The organism is Agrobacterium fabrum str. C58 (assembly GCF_000092025.1).
Classification (GTDB): Bacteria; Pseudomonadota; Alphaproteobacteria; order Rhizobiales; family Rhizobiaceae; genus Agrobacterium; species Agrobacterium fabrum.
In genome coordinates this window covers 983,612-999,451 of record NC_003063.2, presented here as the reverse complement: position 1 = coordinate 999,451, position 15,840 = coordinate 983,612, and the positions used below count along the sequence as shown (strand labels likewise).

Annotated in this window: 13 protein-coding genes; 12 read left to right on the top strand and 1 reads right to left on the bottom strand. The window is 60.0% G+C overall.

Annotated elements, in window-relative coordinates:
* Position 1: 1 nt before the first annotated feature.
* The 12 genes from nirD (at position 2) to glpK (ending at position 14,941) form a co-directional block, all read left to right on the top strand.
* Entirely contained in the window at positions 2-337 is a 336-nt protein-coding gene (gene nirD / locus ATU_RS18175) for a nitrite reductase small subunit NirD (RefSeq protein ID WP_003519747.1), read from the top strand.
* Between the two features lie 214 nt (positions 338-551).
* Entirely contained in the window at positions 552-3,200 is a 2,649-nt protein-coding gene (locus tag ATU_RS18170) for a nitrate reductase (protein WP_010973413.1), read from the top strand.
* Positions 3,172-4,638, top strand: a complete 1,467-nt coding sequence (gene cysG / locus ATU_RS18165) for a siroheme synthase CysG (protein WP_035256894.1) — start codon at positions 3,172-3,174, stop codon at positions 4,636-4,638. The genes ATU_RS18170 and cysG overlap by 29 nt, the downstream gene beginning before the upstream one ends.
* Positions 4,639-4,779: 141 nt before the next feature.
* Entirely contained in the window at positions 4,780-5,553 is a 774-nt protein-coding gene (locus ATU_RS18160) for a DeoR/GlpR family DNA-binding transcription regulator (protein ID WP_010973411.1), read from the top strand.
* A 107-nt stretch (positions 5,554-5,660) separates the two neighbouring features.
* The gene (locus tag ATU_RS18155) at positions 5,661-7,184 is read left to right on the top strand and encodes a glycerol-3-phosphate dehydrogenase (RefSeq protein WP_010973410.1); all 1,524 of its coding nucleotides are present in this window, start codon (positions 5,661-5,663) and stop codon (positions 7,182-7,184) included.
* 37 nt (positions 7,185-7,221) lie between these two features.
* Positions 7,222-8,292, top strand: coding sequence for an ABC transporter ATP-binding protein (locus tag ATU_RS18150; protein ID WP_010973409.1), 1,071 nt, complete (start codon positions 7,222-7,224; stop codon positions 8,290-8,292).
* Between the two features lie 14 nt (positions 8,293-8,306).
* The gene (locus ATU_RS18145) at positions 8,307-9,377 is read left to right on the top strand and encodes an ABC transporter ATP-binding protein (RefSeq protein ID WP_010973408.1); all 1,071 of its coding nucleotides are present in this window, start codon (positions 8,307-8,309) and stop codon (positions 9,375-9,377) included.
* Between the two features lie 2 nt (positions 9,378-9,379).
* Positions 9,380-10,246, top strand: a complete 867-nt coding sequence (locus tag ATU_RS18140) for a carbohydrate ABC transporter permease (RefSeq protein WP_010973407.1) — start codon at positions 9,380-9,382, stop codon at positions 10,244-10,246.
* Positions 10,247-10,249: 3 nt separating this feature from the next.
* Positions 10,250-11,164: a carbohydrate ABC transporter permease gene (locus ATU_RS18135; protein ID WP_006312914.1), complete on the top strand. Its 915-nt coding sequence runs from the start codon at positions 10,250-10,252 to the stop codon at positions 11,162-11,164.
* Between the two features lie 2 nt (positions 11,165-11,166).
* The gene (locus ATU_RS18130; RefSeq protein WP_006312913.1) at positions 11,167-11,460 is read left to right on the top strand and encodes a DUF2160 domain-containing protein; all 294 of its coding nucleotides are present in this window, start codon (positions 11,167-11,169) and stop codon (positions 11,458-11,460) included.
* Positions 11,461-11,647: 187 nt separating this feature from the next.
* Positions 11,648-13,369, top strand: a complete 1,722-nt coding sequence (locus ATU_RS18125; protein ID WP_006312912.1) for an ABC transporter substrate-binding protein — start codon at positions 11,648-11,650, stop codon at positions 13,367-13,369.
* 72 nt (positions 13,370-13,441) lie between these two features.
* Positions 13,442-14,941, top strand: coding sequence for a glycerol kinase GlpK (gene glpK, locus ATU_RS18120; RefSeq protein ID WP_010973406.1), 1,500 nt, complete (start codon positions 13,442-13,444; stop codon positions 14,939-14,941).
* A 6-nt stretch (positions 14,942-14,947) separates the two neighbouring features.
* On the opposite strand, the gene ATU_RS18115 is transcribed toward glpK, so the two are convergent.
* On the bottom strand, positions 14,948-15,808 hold the full coding sequence (locus tag ATU_RS18115) for a LysR family transcriptional regulator (RefSeq protein ID WP_010973405.1): 861 nt from the start codon (positions 15,806-15,808) through the stop codon (positions 14,948-14,950).
* Positions 15,809-15,840: the final 32 nt, after the last annotated feature.

Genomic DNA, 15,840 nt, shown 5'->3' with positions numbered 1-15,840 from the left:
GATGGACAGCAACTGGATCGATATTGGCGATATTTCCGACATTCCGCTGCGCGGCGCGCGTTGCGTGAAAACGCCGATGGGCAAGATTGCGGTGTTCCGCACGGCGGAAAATCAGGTCTTCGCGATTGAGGATCATTGCCCGCACAAGGGCGGTCCGCTCTCCCAGGGCATCGTGCATGGGGCGTCGGTGACGTGTCCGCTGCATAATTGGGTGATTTCGCTGGAAACCGGCAAGGCGCTGGGGGCTGATGAGGGTGAGGTGCGGACGATTCCCGTGCGTAATCTGGATGGGCGGCTGTCCATTGCGCTTGAAACTCTGATGATTGCGGCGGAGTGAATGGCGATGGCGGCGAAGATACCCCCCTCTGTCCTGCCGGACATCTCCCCCACAAGGGGGGAGATCGACAAGCGGAAGTCTCCTCGTTTCCCGTCCACCGGCGACGACGCCAGTTGTGAAGGGAAGTTTGTGCCGCGATTGATCTCCCTCCTTGTGGGGGAGATGCCCGGCAGGGCAGAGGGGGGTAAGCGTCATACGCCGAGAGGGCAACTCGATGCCCGCTGAAACCAAAACCACCTGCCCCTATTGCGGCGTCGGCTGCGGCGTCATCGCCACCGTCAATGATTCCGGCGTCGTTTCCGTCAAGGGCGACCCGGACCACCCCGCCAATTTCGGTCGGCTATGCTCCAAGGGTTCGGCTCTCGCCGAAACCATCGATCTCGACGGCCGCCTCCTCCACCCGGAAATCGCCGGCAGGCGGGCGGCATGGGACGAGGCGCTCGATCTCGTCGCTTCCCGTTTTTCCGACGCCATTGCCGAACACGGCCCGGATTCGGTCGCCTTTTACGTTTCCGGCCAGTTACTGACGGAAGATTATTACCTGGCGAACAAGCTGATGAAAGGTTTCATCGGCTCGGCCAATATCGACACCAATTCAAGGCTCTGCATGTCGTCCTCCGTCGCCGGCCACCGCCGCGCCTTCGGCGCGGATACGGTGCCGGGAACCTACGAGGATATGGAGCTTGCCGATCTGGTGATCCTCACCGGTTCCAACCTCGCCTGGTGCCATCCCGTTCTTTATCAAAGGCTGGCGGCGGCGAAGGCGGCGCGGCCGGGGATGAAGGTCGTCGTCATCGATCCGCGCCGGACGATGAGCGCTGATATTGCCGATATGCACCTTGCAATCCGCCCGGATGGCGATGTGGCGCTGTTTACCGGCCTGCTGGCGCATCTTTTCGCCAGCAGCGCAATAGACCGCGGTTACGTTGAAAACCACACGGCCGGTTTCGAGGCCGCCACGCAGGCCGCAAGTGAGCATAGCCTGCCGGAAATTGCCGAGGCCACCGGCCTGACCATCGCCGAACTGATTCCCTTTTATGAATTGTTCGAGCGCACGGAAAAAACCGTCACCTGTTACAGCCAGGGCGTCAACCAGTCGGAGAGCGGCACCGACAAGGTCAACGCCATCATCAATTGCCACCTCGCCACCGGCCGCATCGGCAGGCCGGGCATGGGGCCGTTTTCGCTGACTGGTCAGCCGAACGCCATGGGCGGGCGCGAGGTTGGCGGGCTGGCAAACATGCTGGCTGCCCATATGTCCATCGAAAATGCTGACGACCGCGACCGCGTGCAGCGCTTCTGGGCCTCGCCCGCCATCGCGCAGAAACCCGGTCTCAAGGCGGTGGATATGTTCCGGGCGGTGGCTGATGGCCGCATCAAGGCGCTGTGGATCATGGCCACAAACCCGGTCGTCTCCATGCCGGATGCCGGTGCCGTCGAGGTGACGATCAAGGCCTGTCCTTTCGTCGTCGTCTCCGATGTCATGGCCAATACAGACACGGCCCGCCATGCTCATGTTCTTCTGCCCTCGCTCGGTTGGGGCGAAAAGGACGGTACGGTTACCAATTCCGAACGACGCATTTCCCGTCAGCGCAGCTTTCTCGATGCACCCGGCGAAGCGAAAGCCGACTGGTGGCAGATGGCGGAAGTGGCCCGACGCATGGGCTTCGACGCTGCTTTTGCTTACCAGCAGCCCTCGGAGATTTTTGCAGAACATGCAGCCCTTTCGGGTTTCGAGAATGCGGGGCGTCGGGATTTTGATATCGGCGGAATCGAACGCGATTCCTACGAGACGATGGCACCCGTCCAGTGGCCGAAAGCCGGGGCCGGCGAGGCCGAGGTGACGCGCTTTTTTGCAAATGGCCGGTTTTATCATGCCGATGGCAAGGCACGCTTCATCGCCACCGCCCTGCCGGAGACGGACAGAACATCGGCGGACTATCCGCTGACGCTAAATACCGGCCGCATTCGCGATCAATGGCACACGATGACGCGCACCGGCAAAAGCGCGCGTCTCACCGCCCATATTGCCGAACCTTTTGCAGAAATTCACCCGCGCGATGCGCAGGCGCTCGGCATAAAAAGCGCCGATCTGGTGGAGCTGGAAAGCCCGCACGGCAAGGTCCTGCTGCGGGCGCTGGTCAGTGAAAGGCAGGCGCGGGGATCGGTCTTTGCGCCGATGCACTGGAACGACCAGTTCGCGTCGCGGGCGCGGATCGATGTCGTTGTCGCGCCGGTCACGGACCCGCATTCCGGCCAGCCCGCTTCGAAAAACGTGGGCGTGAGGGTAACGCGCTTCGAGGCGAGCGCCTATGGTTTCGCCATCTGCCGCAGCCGGCCGGATGCGCCGGATTGCGCTTATTGGGCCGTCGCCAAGGCCGAGGGCGGCTATCGGATGGAGCTTGCCTTCGCGGAAGCGCCTGAAGACTGGACGCTCTGGGCGCGGCGGGTCTTCGGCATCGATGTCCGGATCGAGCCGCTGGGCTATAGCGACCGGCAGACGGGCGATCTGCGCCTTGCCTTTTTCGACGGCGATACGCTGCTTGCAGCGCTGTTCATCGCGCGGGAGCCGGTGGCGGTCGCTCGCAACTGGGCGATATCGCAGCTTTCCGAGCGCCATGAGGATTTGCGCATGCGGTTTGCGCTGGTCGCCGGTCGTCCGGGGGCCGGGCGGGCCGATCCGGGCGCAACGGTCTGCTCCTGCTTTAATGTCGGGGTGAACCAGATCACCGCCGCCATTCGTGAGGGCTGCCACAGTGTCGAAGCCATCGGCAATGCGTTGAACGCCGGAACCAATTGCGGCTCCTGCCGCGCCGAAATCAGGGGGATCATCGATGGATGCCTTAAAACCGCAGCGGAATGAACCGGCCCGTATGGAGAGGCTCGCCAAATTGCCGGTCTTCTGGGGGCTCGAGGGTAAGCGCGTCGTTCTGACAGGCGGATCGGACGGAGCAGCCTGGAAGGCGGAACTGTTGTTGGCCTGCGGGGCGCAGCTTGATCTTTATTGCGAGGAAAGCGGGCTTTCGGAAAGCCTCGCGACGCTCGTCGCAAAAAGCCCGATGCTGACATGGCATGACCGTTGCTGGGATGCAGATATTTTCAAAGGGGCGGAACTGGCGCTGGCAGATTGCGAAGCTGAAGAGGAAGCCGGAAGATTTTATCATGCCGCGCGGGCAGCAGGCGTGCCGGTCAATGTCATCGACAAGCCGGAATTCTGCCAGTTCCAGTTTGGTTCGATCGTCAATCGCTCACCGGTGGTGGTGTCGATCTCCACCGATGGTGCCGCGCCCATTCTGGCGCAGGCCATCCGCCGGCGCATCGAGACATTGCTGCCGCTTTCGCTCAAGGACTGGGGCGCTCTTGCCCAGACAATTCGAGAGCGCGTTAATCTGCGGCTTGCGCCTGGCGCGGCACGGCGCTCTTTCTGGGAAAAGTTTGTCGACCGGGCTTTTACCGAAAGACTGGACGAGGGTAGCGAAGAACGGCTGCTGAAAGATGTAGCGACGCGGACGGGGCTGGCAGAATCGGGACGTGGTTTTGTGACGCTGGTGGGCGCAGGGCCAGGTGATGCCGAGCTTTTAACCCTGAAAGCGGTGCGTGCCCTGCAGGCGGCCGATGTCATCCTGTTCGACGATCTCGTCTCAGCGGAGGTGCTGGAACTGGCGCGGCGGGAGGCCAAGCGCATGCTGGTCGGCAAGCGCGGCGGCCGCGAAAGCTGCAAACAGGAAGACATCAACGACATGATGATCCGCTTCGCCAAGGCCGGTAGACGGGTGGTGCGGCTGAAATCCGGCGATCCGATGATTTTCGGGCGCGCCGGCGAGGAGATCGCGGCGCTGGAAGCCGAAAATATCCCGGTCGAGGTTGTGCCCGGCATCACCGCCGCAAGCGCCATGGCCTCACGTCTCGGCGTTTCCCTGACCCATCGCGACCATGCCCAATCCGTTCGGTTCGTCACCGGACATTCGCGGCAGGGAAAGCTGCCGGAAAATATCGACTGGCAGTCCCTGTCGAACCCTTCGGTGACCACGGTGTTTTACATGGGCGGGCGAACCGCCGCGGACATCCAGTCTTGCCTGCTCGCCCACGGCATGCCCGCCTCGACCCCCGTGGTTGTGATGATTTCCGTCAGCCGGGTGAATGAACAACGCTGGTGCGGTTCGCTCGCGCAACTGGTTGCTGCAGTCGAGAGGCTGGGCGTGAACGAACCCGTGCTGATCGGTGTCGGGGATGCGTTCCGTTCCGCTTCTGTCAACGGCGGAGAACAGACCGCTGCTGCGCCTTTTCAAAAAGCCGGCTAATAAACTTTTTGATCAGGCCCCTGCATTCTTCAGGAAAATCCGCAAAGTGGTAGCTAACGCCGCTATAAAACCCTCCCTTGACATTGGTTTTTCGTTCGCTCTTCAATAAAACGAAAAAATTGGAAGAGGAGGGAGGCTGAAATGCTGCTCACACCGCGTCAGGATGAAATCGTTGCGCTGGCGAAAGCGAACGGCCGGGTGCTGGTCGACGAACTGGCGGCGCGGTTTTCGGTGACCCCCCAGACGATCCGCAAAGACCTCAACGATCTCTGCGATACACGGGTGCTGACCCGCATTCATGGCGGCGCGCTTTTCCCCAGCGGCAATGAAAACGTCAAATACGAGGCGCGGCGGGCGATTGCTTCTGTCGAAAAACAGGCGATCGGGGCCGCTGCCGCTGCCCTCATCCCCAATAATTCGTCGCTTTTCATCAATATCGGCACGACCACCGAAGCGGTTGGCGAAGCCCTGGCGGATCATCACGAATTGATGGTGATCACCAATAATATAAACGTTGCCAACAGGTTAAGGGTGTTCCCGGGCATTGAGGTGGTGATTGCCGGCGGCGTGGTGCGTGGCTCCGATGGCGGTATCGTCGGTGAGGCGGCAGTGGATTTCATCCGTCAGTTCAAGGTCGATTTCGCCGTAATCGGTGTTTCGGCCATCGATGAGGACGGGGCTCTGCTGGACTTCGACTTCCGTGAGGTCAAGGTGGCGCAGGCGATCATCTCCAATGCCCGCCATGTCATTCTGGTTTCGGATTCACTGAAATTCGAACGCACCGCCCCGGTGCGTATCGGCCATCTTTCGCAGGTTCACACCTTCATCACCGATCATTGTCCGGTTGATTCCATCCGCAGCATCTGTGCTGATCATGATGTTCGGCTGATCGAAACCGAGGCCCGTGACGCCTGATTGAGCGGCGCCGGAATTTCGTTTGACATTCGTTTTGTCTTCGAATTAGATAGCTGTGCTTTCAATATATCGATGGGGAGAGCGTCGATGAAAGCGCGGGAGGGTGCATGTCTGACGAGGCAATTCACGATATTTTCGTGATCGGCGGCGGTATCAATGGCTGCGGCATTGCGCGCGACGCCGTCGGCAGAGGCTATTCCGTCGCACTTGCGGAAATGAACGATTTCGCCTCCGGCACGTCATCGGCTGCCACGAAGCTCATCCACGGCGGTTTGCGGTATCTCGAACATTATGAATTCCGCCTCGTGCGAGAGGCCTTGATGGAACGCGAGGTGCTGTGGGCCATGGCGCCGCATATCATCTGGCCCATGCGTTTCGTGCTGCCGTTCCAGAAGGGCGGGGTGCGCCCGGCCTGGCTCGTGCGTCTCGGGCTTTTCCTTTACGATCATCTCGGCGGCCGCAAGCTTTTGCCGGCCACCCGTTCGCTCGACCTGCGCCGCGATCCCGCCGGAAAACCGCTAAAGCCGATTTTTGCCCGCGCCTTCGAATATTCCGATGGCTGGGTGGATGATGCCCGTCTGGTGGTGTTGAACGCCCGCGATGCGGCCGATCGTGGCGCCGTGATCCTTAACCGCACGCAGGTGGTTTCCGCGCGGCGCGAGGGTGCCTTCTGGCGGGTTGAAACGAAAAATGCCGCCGGCGAAAGCAAGACCTACCGGGCGCGCATGCTGGTAAATGCCGCAGGCCCCTGGGTAGACAAGGTTCTGGCTGCGACATTTGGCAAGAACAATGTTCACAATGTCCGCCTCGTGCAGGGCAGCCACATCATCGTGCGCAAGAAGTTTGCCGATCCGCGCGCCTATTTTTTCCAGAATCCGGACGGCCGCATCATCTTCGCTATCCCCTATGAGCAGGATTTTACCCTGATCGGCACGACGGATCGCGACTATACCGCCGATCCCCGGGCTGTTAAGATCAGCGATGAGGAAATCAGCTATCTCTGCAATGCCGCGAGTGAATATTTCGCTGAACCGGTAAAGCCCGCCGATATCGTCTGGACCTATTCTGGTGTGCGGCCGCTTTTTGATGACGGCGCATCGAAAGCACAGGAAGCGACCCGCGACTATGTGCTGAAAACCGAAGGGGCGGAAGGTGAAGCGCCGCTCCTCAATATCTTCGGCGGCAAGCTCACCACCTATCGGCGGCTTGCCGAACATGCTCTTGAAAAAATCGGCGATGCGCTGGGTGAAAAGGGCACGCCCTGGACAGCGGGTTCGCATTTGCCGGGCGGAAATTTCGGTGCCGAGGCCTATGCGGAAGAGGTCAAGGCCTTACGGTCGCGCTATCCCTTCCTCGATAGGCGTCATGCCGAGCGGCTGGTTCGTTGTTATGGAACGGATGCGGTGGCCATAATTGGCGCAGCTGCGGATACGACGGCGTTGGGTCGGCATTTCGGTGGCACGCTTTACGAGGCCGAGGTTCGCTGGCTGATGGCGCGGGAGTGGGCGCTGACGGCGGAAGATATTCTCTGGCGCCGCACCAAGCAGGGGCTTTTCCTGACGCCTGAAGAGGTGCTTGGGCTGACGGATTATATCGATGACATTGCAGGTGGACGCTTGAAGGCAATCTGACGATCCGATCGAAAAGCGGAGGAGGCTTTGGATCACCATGCTTGAATTGCGAAACGTCTCGAAGATGGTGGGTGGTGACTATCATATTCACCCGACCGATCTGACGTTGCAGCGCGGAAGCCTGAACGTCCTGCTTGGACCGACGCTTTCGGGCAAGACGACGCTGATGCGGCTGATGGCCGGGCTGGACAAGCCGAGCGGCGGCTCGATCCTCTTTAATGGCGAGGATGTGACCGGCTGGCCGGTACAGAAGCGCAACGTCGCCATGGTCTACCAGCAGTTCATCAATTATCCGGCGCTCTCCGTTTATGAAAACATCGCTTCGCCGATGCGGGTTGCCGGCAAGGACCAGTCGACCATCGACCGGGAGGTGAGAAAGGCCGCCGAGCTTCTGAGGCTGACGCCCTATCTCGACCGGACGCCGCTCAATCTTTCCGGCGGCCAGCAGCAGCGCACGGCACTTGCACGCGCCATCGTCAAGAACGCCAATCTGGTGCTGCTCGATGAGCCGCTGGCCAATCTCGACTACAAGCTGCGTGAGGAACTGCGCGAGGAGCTGCCACGCATCTTCGCCGAGTCCGGTGCGATCTTTGTTTATGCCACGACCGAACCTTCGGAGGCGCTGCTTCTGGGTGGCAATACGGCGACGCTCAACGAAGGAAGGGTGACGCAGTTCAACCGCACGATCGAGGTTTACCGGCAGCCAGTGGATATCGTGACCGCGGAAATTTTTGCCGATCCGCCGCTCAACACCATCGAGGTCATCAAGTCGGGTAACGCTTTCACGCGCGCTGACAAAGCGGTGGTTGCGGTGCCGGCGCATCTTGCCGCCGTGCCGGATGGACCTTTGACCATTGCCTTCCAGCCGCATCATCTTTTCCCGTATGCGAAGGGTGAGGCGCGGCAATCCATCCGGGCGCGGACGCTGATTTCCGAAATCGCGGGCTCGGAGAGTTTCGTGCATGTGGAATTTTCCGGCCGGCGCTGGGTCATGCTGGCGCACGGTATTCACGACATCGAACCCGACAGGGATATCGAGCTGTTTCTTGATACAAAACACCTGATGGCCTTTGACGCGAATGGTCGCGCCATCGGCAAAGCGGCCTGAGGGGGAGATCGGTCATGGCACGCATCACGCTCGATCACATCCGCCACGCCTATAACGCCAAGGCGCAGGCTGCCGGCGATTATGCGCTGAAAGAAGTGCATCACGAATGGGAGGATGGCGGCGCCTATGCGCTGCTCGGACCTTCCGGTTGCGGCAAGACCACGCTGCTCAACATCATTTCCGGCCTGCTGCGCCCCTCCGAAGGCCGCATCGCCTTTGATGGAACCGACGTGACCGATTTTGCGACTGAAGATCGCAACATCGCTCAGGTCTTCCAGTTCCCAGTCGTTTACGACACGATGACGGTCTACGACAATCTCGCCTTTCCGCTGCGTAACCGGCAGGTGCCGGAAGCCGAAGTGGATCGTCGGGTGCGAGAAATTCTCGAAATGACCGACCTCTCCGGCATGGCCAAACGCCATGCGCGCGGATTGACGGCAGACCAGAAGCAGAAGATTTCGCTGGCGCGCGGTCTCGTGCGCTCCGACGTCAACGCCATTCTCTTCGACGAGCCGCTAACGGTCATCGATCCGCATATGAAATGGGTGCTGCGCTCGCAGTTGAAGCGCCTGCACCGCCAGTCCGGTTTCACCATGGTCTATGTCACCCATGACCAGACCGAGGCGCTGACCTTCGCCGACAAGGTCGTTGTCATGTATGACGGGCAGATCGTTCAGATCGGCACGCCCGCGGAGCTCTTCGAGCGGCCGGGACATACATTCGTCGGTTATTTCATCGGCTCGCCGGGCATGAATGTGTTGCCCGCCAACATCGAGGGGACGACAGCTGTGGTCGGCGGTCTTGGTGTGCCGCTGGCAGGTGCGCCGAAGGTCGATGGAGCGCAACGCATCGAGATCGGTATCCGCCCGGAATTCATCCGGCTGGAGCGCGGCGGCATGCCGATCACTATCGACAAGGTTGAGGATATCGGCCGGCAGAAGATCGTCCGCGCCCGGTTTGCCGGCCAGAAGCTGGCAATCGTTGTCGCCGAAGACGAGGAAATTCCGGCGGAAGCGGGTGTCCGTTTCGACCCGGCTGCGGTCGGCGTTTTTGCTGATTCCTGGCGCGTGAAGATGGGAGCCTGACCATGGAGAAAAGCTGGAACAACAAGGCGTGGTTCATGGTGCTGCCGGTGCTGGTGCTGGTCGCCTTTTCCGCCGTCATTCCGCTGATGACCGTCGTGAATTATTCGGTGCAGGATACCTTCGGCAACAACCAGTTCTTTTGGGCGGGAACGCAATGGTTTCAGGAAATCCTGAGCTCCGACCGCTTCTGGAACGCGCTCGGACGCAATCTGGTCTTTTCCGGCATCATCCTGGCAATCGAAATTCCGCTCGGCATCTTCATCGCACTCAAAATGCCGAAATCCGGCATCGGCGTGCCGATCTGCCTCGTTACCATGGCGTTGCCGCTGCTGGTACCGTGGAATGTGGTGGGCACGATCTGGCAGGTCTTTGGCCGCAGCGATATCGGGCTGCTCGGTTATTATGCCAATCAGCTCGGGCTTGACTATAACTATGTCAACGATCCCGTCGATGCCTGGATTACGGTCGTCATTATGGATGTCTGGCACTGGACGAGCCTTGTCGTGCTCCTGTGCTACGCCAGCCTCGTTTCCATTCCGGATGCCTATTATCAGGCGGCACGGATCGACGGCGCATCACGTTTCGCGGTGTTCCGGTTCATTCAGTTGCCGAAGATGAAGCGGGTGCTGCTGATCGCCTTCCTGCTGCGCTTCATGGACAGTTTCATGATCTATACCGAGCCCTTCGTCGTCACCGGCGGCGGCCCGGGTAACTCCACCACCTTCCTGTCCATCGATCTCGTGAAGATGGCGCTCGGCCAGTTCGACCTCGGCCCGGCGGCGGCCATGTCGCTGATCTACTTCCTCATCATCCTGCTGTTGTCCTGGGTGTTCTACACCGTGATGACCAGCCACGACGCGGAGACTTGAGACATGAGCGCCTCCAATGTCACCACCGGCGTGGAGCGAAATGGCTTCGGCACTGGCTCAGCGGTGTCGGTAAGGCCTAGCTTTGCCGGAACAGCACGATCACGCCGCCACCATGGGCCGTCCAGGTTTTCCTGGCTGGTGCCGACGATCTACATCATCCTTCTGCTGGTTCCGATCTACTGGCTTATCAATATGAGCTTCAAGACGAACGCGGAAATCGTCTCGTCGATGACGCTTTATCCGCACCAGCCGACGCTCCAGAACTATCGCACGATCTTCACCGATTCATCCTGGTATTCGGGTTACATCAACTCGATCATCTACGTCGTCATGAACATGGTGATTTCCGTCGCAGCGGCGCTTCCGGCAGCCTATGCCTTCTCGCGTTACCGTTTCCTGGGCGACAAACACCTGTTCTTCTGGCTTTTGACCAACCGCATGGCGCCGCCCGCCGTATTTGCGCTGCCGTTCTTCCAGCTCTATTCGGCGTTCGGGCTGATCGACACGCATATCGCCGTGGCGCTGGCGCATTGCCTGTTCAACGTGCCGCTGGCGGTGTGGATTCTTGAAGGTTTCATGTCCGGCGTGCCGAAGGAAATCGACGAAACCGCCTATATTGACGGCTATTCCTTCCCGAAATTTTTCGTGAAGATCTTCATGCCGCTCATCGCCTCCGGCATCGGGGTCGCCTGTTTCTTCAGCTTCATGTTCTCATGGGTCGAACTTCTGATCGCCCGCACGCTGACGACGACGGACGCCAAGCCGATTGCTGCGACGATGACACGCACCGTCTCCGCCGCCGGCATGGACTGGGGCCTGCTTGCCGCTGCCGGTGTGCTGACGCTGATACCGGGTGCGCTGGTGATCTGGTTCGTGCGCAATTACATCGCCAAGGGCTTTGCGCTGGGGAGGGTTTGACCATGATGAAGATGCCCGATTTTACCTGGATGGCGTGGACCTGGCAGACGGCGGCTTTTTTCGCTGCCATCGCTGTGCTGCTGGTTGGCATGTGGGTCTGGGAACGTCTCTCGCCCGGCGGCAATCCCCGCTTCGGCCTGTTGCGGTTCGAAACGACGCGCGGCGACAGGCTGTTCATTTCGCTGCTCGGCAGCGCCTTCATTCATCTCGCATGGCTCGGGCTGGTCGGCCCGAACCTGTGGTGGGCTCTCGCTCTATCCTTGGTCTACGCCATCGGCGTTTTCCGTTTTGTCTAGAGCGGGATGGCGAAAAGTGTGAGCGGTTTTCGCCTGAAATCCCGCTCTAACTTTATGATGTAGATCAGGATTCAGATTTTAGGTCGATCTGACCTAAAATCATCCTGATCTAGAGCAGAAAAAAGGTGCGGCGGAGGAAAACCGCACCCGCAGACTTCATGCAATCGCAACCCTTGGGAGGACTGATATGCGACGGCATCTGATGACGACGACGGCAGCCATGCTGCTGGCAATGACGGGTTCCGCTTTCGCCGGAATGGAGGAGGCAAAGCAGTTTCTGGACAAGGAAATCGGCGACATGTCGTCGCTTTCCCGTGCGGAGCAGGAAAAGGAACTGCAATGGTTTGTCGATGCGGCGAAACCCTTTTCGGGCATGGAAATCAAGGTGGTTTCCGAATCCCTGACAACGCATGAATATGAATCCAAGGTTCTGGCTCCGGCCTTTACCGCCATTACCGGCATCAAGGTCACGCATGACATCATCCAGGAAGGTGACGTCGTCGAAAAAATCCAGACCCAGATGCAGACCGGCCAGAACCTTTATGACGGCTGGGTCAACGATAGCGATCTCATCGGCACGCATTGGCGTTACCAGCAGGTGCGCAACCTGACGGACTTCATGGCCAATGAGGGCAAGGACGTCACCAATCCCGGTCTCGACCTCAAGGACTTCATCGGCAGCGCCTTTACGACGGCACCGGACAAGAAGCTCTACCAGCTTCCCGACCAGCAATTCGCGAACCTCTACTGGTTCCGTTATGACTGGTTCAACGACGACAAGAACAAAGCCGATTTCAAGGCCAAATACGGCTACGACCTCGGTGTGCCCGTCAACTGGTCTGCCTATGAGGATATCGCGGAATTCTTCACCGGCCGCGATGTCGGCGGCAAGAAGGTCTTCGGCCATATGGACTACGGCAAGAAGGACCCGTCGCTCGGCTGGCGCTTCACCGATGCCTGGCTTTCCATGGCCGGCAACGGCGACAAGGGTCTGCCAAACGGCCTGCCTGTCGACGAATGGGGCATCAAGGTCAATGACAAATCGCAGCCGGTCGGCTCGTGCGTCGCACGCGGCGGCGATACCAACGGTCCCGCTTCGGTCTATTCCATCGAGAAATATCTCGAGTGGCTGAAGAAATACGCGCCGCCGGAAGCACAGGGCATGACCTTCTCCGAGTCAGGTCCGGTGCCGGCGCAGGGCAACGTCGCCCAGCAGATATTCTGGTACACGGCCTTCACTGCCGATATGGCCAAGCCGGGCTTGCCTGTCGTGAACGAGGACGGTTCGCCGAAATGGCGCGTCGCACCTTCCCCGCATGGCGTCTACTGGAAGGACGGCATGAAGCTCGGTTATCAGGATGTGGGTTCGTGGACACTGATGAAATCCACCCCCGACGACCGCGCCAAGGCCGCATGGCTTTATGCGCAGTTCGTGACTTCCAAGACAGTGGATGTGAAGAAGAGCCACGTCGGTCTCACCTTCATTCGTGACACCACCATCCATCACAAGAGCTTCACGGACCGGGCTTCCAAGCTCGGTGGTTTGATCGAGTTCTACCGTTCGCCGGCTCGCGTACAGTGGTCACCGACCGGCACCAACGTTCCTGATTATCCGAAGCTGGCACAGCTATGGTGGCAGGCAATCGGCGATGCGTCGTCGGGTGCCAAAACCGCTCAGGCTGCAATGGACTCACTCTGCGCCGAGCAGGAAAAGGTCATGGCCCGTATCGAGCGCGCCGGTGTGCAGGGCGATATCGGCCCGAAACTGGCGGAAGAACATGATATCGACTACTGGAACAAGGACGCCGTTTCGAAGGGCAATCTGGCACCCCAGCTGAAGATCGCCAACGAAAAGGAAAAGCCGGTCACCGTCAATTACGACGAACTGGTCAAAAGCTGGCAGAAGTAATTTCTGCATCAAATCTGAACAAACCGGGGCGGCTTTGCCGCCCCGTCATTGCGTCTGAAAGGGAGTGACATAATGGGCGGTTATATTCTGGCGATCGATCAGGGGACGACATCGACGAGGTCGATGGTCTTTGATCGCGACATGCGGGTGATCGGTGTCGGCCAGCGAGAATTTCCGCAGCATTTCCCGGCCTCCGGCTGGGTCGAGCACGATGCCGAAGATATCTGGAAAAGCGTGCTCGAAACCATCCGGCTGGCGCTTGCCGATGCCGGCATCGCCGCATCCGATATTGCAGCAATCGGCATCACAAACCAGCGTGAAACAACCGTGCTGTGGGACCGCAACACCGGCGAGGCCGTGCATCGCGCCGTGGTCTGGCAGGATCGTCGCGCCGCGCCGGTCTGCGAGGACCTGAAGCGCCGAGGGCTGGAGCCGCTGTTTTCGAAAAAGACCGGACTGCTGCTCGATCCCTATTTTTCCGGCACCAAGCTGAAATGGCTTCTCGATAGCGTCAGCGGCCTTCGCGAAAAAGCCGTGAAGGGAGAAATCTGCTTCGGCACCGTCGACAGTTTCCTGATCTATCGCCTGACTGGCGGCCGGCGTCATGTGACTGACGCCACTAATGCCTCCCGTACCTTGATCTACAACATCGAAGACAACGCCTGGGATGACGAATTGCTGTCTATCCTTAACATTCCCCGCGCCATGCTGCCGGAGGTGCTGGACTGCGCTGCCGATTTCGGCGTGACGGATAAGGCGCTTCTCGGTGCGGAAATTCCAATCCTCGGTGTGGCCGGCGATCAGCAGGCCGCCGTTATCGGCAATGCCTGCTTCGAGCCGGGCATGATGAAATCTACCTATGGCACGGGCTGCTTTGCCCTTCTCAATACCGGCACAGACCGGGTGGCATCCACCAACCGGTTGCTAACGACGATTGCTTACCGCCTCGATGGCGTGACGACCTATGCGCTTGAAGGTTCGATCTTCATTGCCGGCGCCGCCGTGCAATGGCTGCGTGACGAACTTGGTTTCATCTCGGTTGCGTCTGAAGTCAGCGCGCTCGCCGAAAAGGCCGATCCCAAGCAGCGGGTTTATCTCGTGCCGGCCTTTACCGGCCTTGGCGCGCCTTATTGGGATGCCGAGGCCCGCGGAGCGATTTTCGGCCTGACGCGCGGTACGGGACCTGCGGAATTTGCCCGCGCGGCGCTCGAAAGCGTTGCCTACCAGACGTTCGATCTCCTGGACGCCATGCGCAAGGACTGGGCGGGTGACAATGGCAAGACGGTGCTGAGGGTGGATGGCGGCATGGTCGCTTCCGATTGGACCATGCAGCGGCTGGCGGATATTCTTGCCGCCCCGGTCGATCGTCCGGTCTTTCTGGAAACGACCATTCTGGGCGCAGCCTGGCTTGCGGCCTCCCGCGCCGGCATCTGGCCGGACCGCAAGGCCTTTGCCGACCATTGGCGCCGTGACCGCCGCTTCAGCCCCGACATGGAAGAAAGCGAGCGGAAGAACGCGATCGCGGGCTGGCGTGACAGCGTTGGCCGTTGCCTCTCGAAACGGGACAATTGAGGCGCGTTACACGAAGCTGCCGGGTGCGATGCTCTTGCTGGACACGAGATCGGAAAGGGCGCGCACCAGCTTCGTATCCGTACCCTTGCTCGGCTGAAGCACGAATTCCACATCCTCAAGCGCCGGCAGCACGCCGGCGGCAATTTCCTTGAGGCCGGCCGGCGCCATGCTGCGGGGCTGCACCAGAATGCCCATGCCCGCTCTTGCCGCTGCGGTCAGTCCACTCAGACTGCCGCAGGTGCAGACGATCCGCCAGGCGAGACCGGCCCGGTCGAGCGCTTCCTGCGCCGCCTTTCTGGTAATGCTCGGCGGTGGAAAGGCGATGAGCGGCAGGGCATCCGGCTGGTTCAGCATGCGTTCCGGGTCGCGCGCCAGCCACACGAGCGGTTCGCGGTAGAGAAAATGGCCGAGCTTATCGCCGAGACGGCGTTTGGCCAGCACCACATCCAGCTCGCCATTGTCCTGCATCTGGTAGAGTACGCCGCTCAGCGAAACCGTCAGTTCAAGATCCACCAGCGGATAAAGCCGGATGAATTCCTCCAGAATGGCTGTCAGCCTGCTGGCGACGAAATCTTCAGACACACCAAGCCTCAGCTGTCCGCGCAGGCGGTTTTCGCTGAACAGCGATGAAACCTTGCTGTCGATATCAAGCATGTTGCGGGCGTAACCCAAAAGGGCCTCACCCTCGCCGGTCAGTTTCACCTGATGGGTGCTGCGTGCGATCAGCCGGCGGCCAAGCGCGGCCTCAAGCCTTTGGATATGCTGGCTGACGGTGGATTGGCCAATGCCGAGCCGCTCGGCAGCAAGCGTGAAACTGCCGGTTTGCTGAAGCATGACGAAGCTGGCAAGATGTTGAAGGTTCAGCATTATCTCAAATCATGATAACTGTTAATCTTTGC

Coding starts and splice junctions, on each gene's coding strand:
- nirD (WP_003519747.1), top strand. CDS start 2: ATGGACAGCAACTGGATCGATATTGGCGATATTTCCGACATTCCGCTG.
- ATU_RS18170 (WP_010973413.1), top strand. CDS start 552: ATGCCCGCTGAAACCAAAACCACCTGCCCCTATTGCGGCGTCGGCTGC.
- cysG (WP_035256894.1), top strand. CDS start 3,172: ATGGATGCCTTAAAACCGCAGCGGAATGAACCGGCCCGTATGGAGAGG.
- ATU_RS18160 (WP_010973411.1), top strand. CDS start 4,780: ATGCTGCTCACACCGCGTCAGGATGAAATCGTTGCGCTGGCGAAAGCG.
- ATU_RS18155 (WP_010973410.1), top strand. CDS start 5,661: ATGTCTGACGAGGCAATTCACGATATTTTCGTGATCGGCGGCGGTATC.
- ATU_RS18150 (WP_010973409.1), top strand. CDS start 7,222: ATGCTTGAATTGCGAAACGTCTCGAAGATGGTGGGTGGTGACTATCAT.
- ATU_RS18145 (WP_010973408.1), top strand. CDS start 8,307: ATGGCACGCATCACGCTCGATCACATCCGCCACGCCTATAACGCCAAG.
- ATU_RS18140 (WP_010973407.1), top strand. CDS start 9,380: ATGGAGAAAAGCTGGAACAACAAGGCGTGGTTCATGGTGCTGCCGGTG.
- ATU_RS18135 (WP_006312914.1), top strand. CDS start 10,250: ATGAGCGCCTCCAATGTCACCACCGGCGTGGAGCGAAATGGCTTCGGC.
- ATU_RS18130 (WP_006312913.1), top strand. CDS start 11,167: ATGATGAAGATGCCCGATTTTACCTGGATGGCGTGGACCTGGCAGACG.
- ATU_RS18125 (WP_006312912.1), top strand. CDS start 11,648: ATGCGACGGCATCTGATGACGACGACGGCAGCCATGCTGCTGGCAATG.
- glpK (WP_010973406.1), top strand. CDS start 13,442: ATGGGCGGTTATATTCTGGCGATCGATCAGGGGACGACATCGACGAGG.
- ATU_RS18115 (WP_010973405.1), bottom strand. CDS start 15,808: ATGCTGAACCTTCAACATCTTGCCAGCTTCGTCATGCTTCAGCAAACC.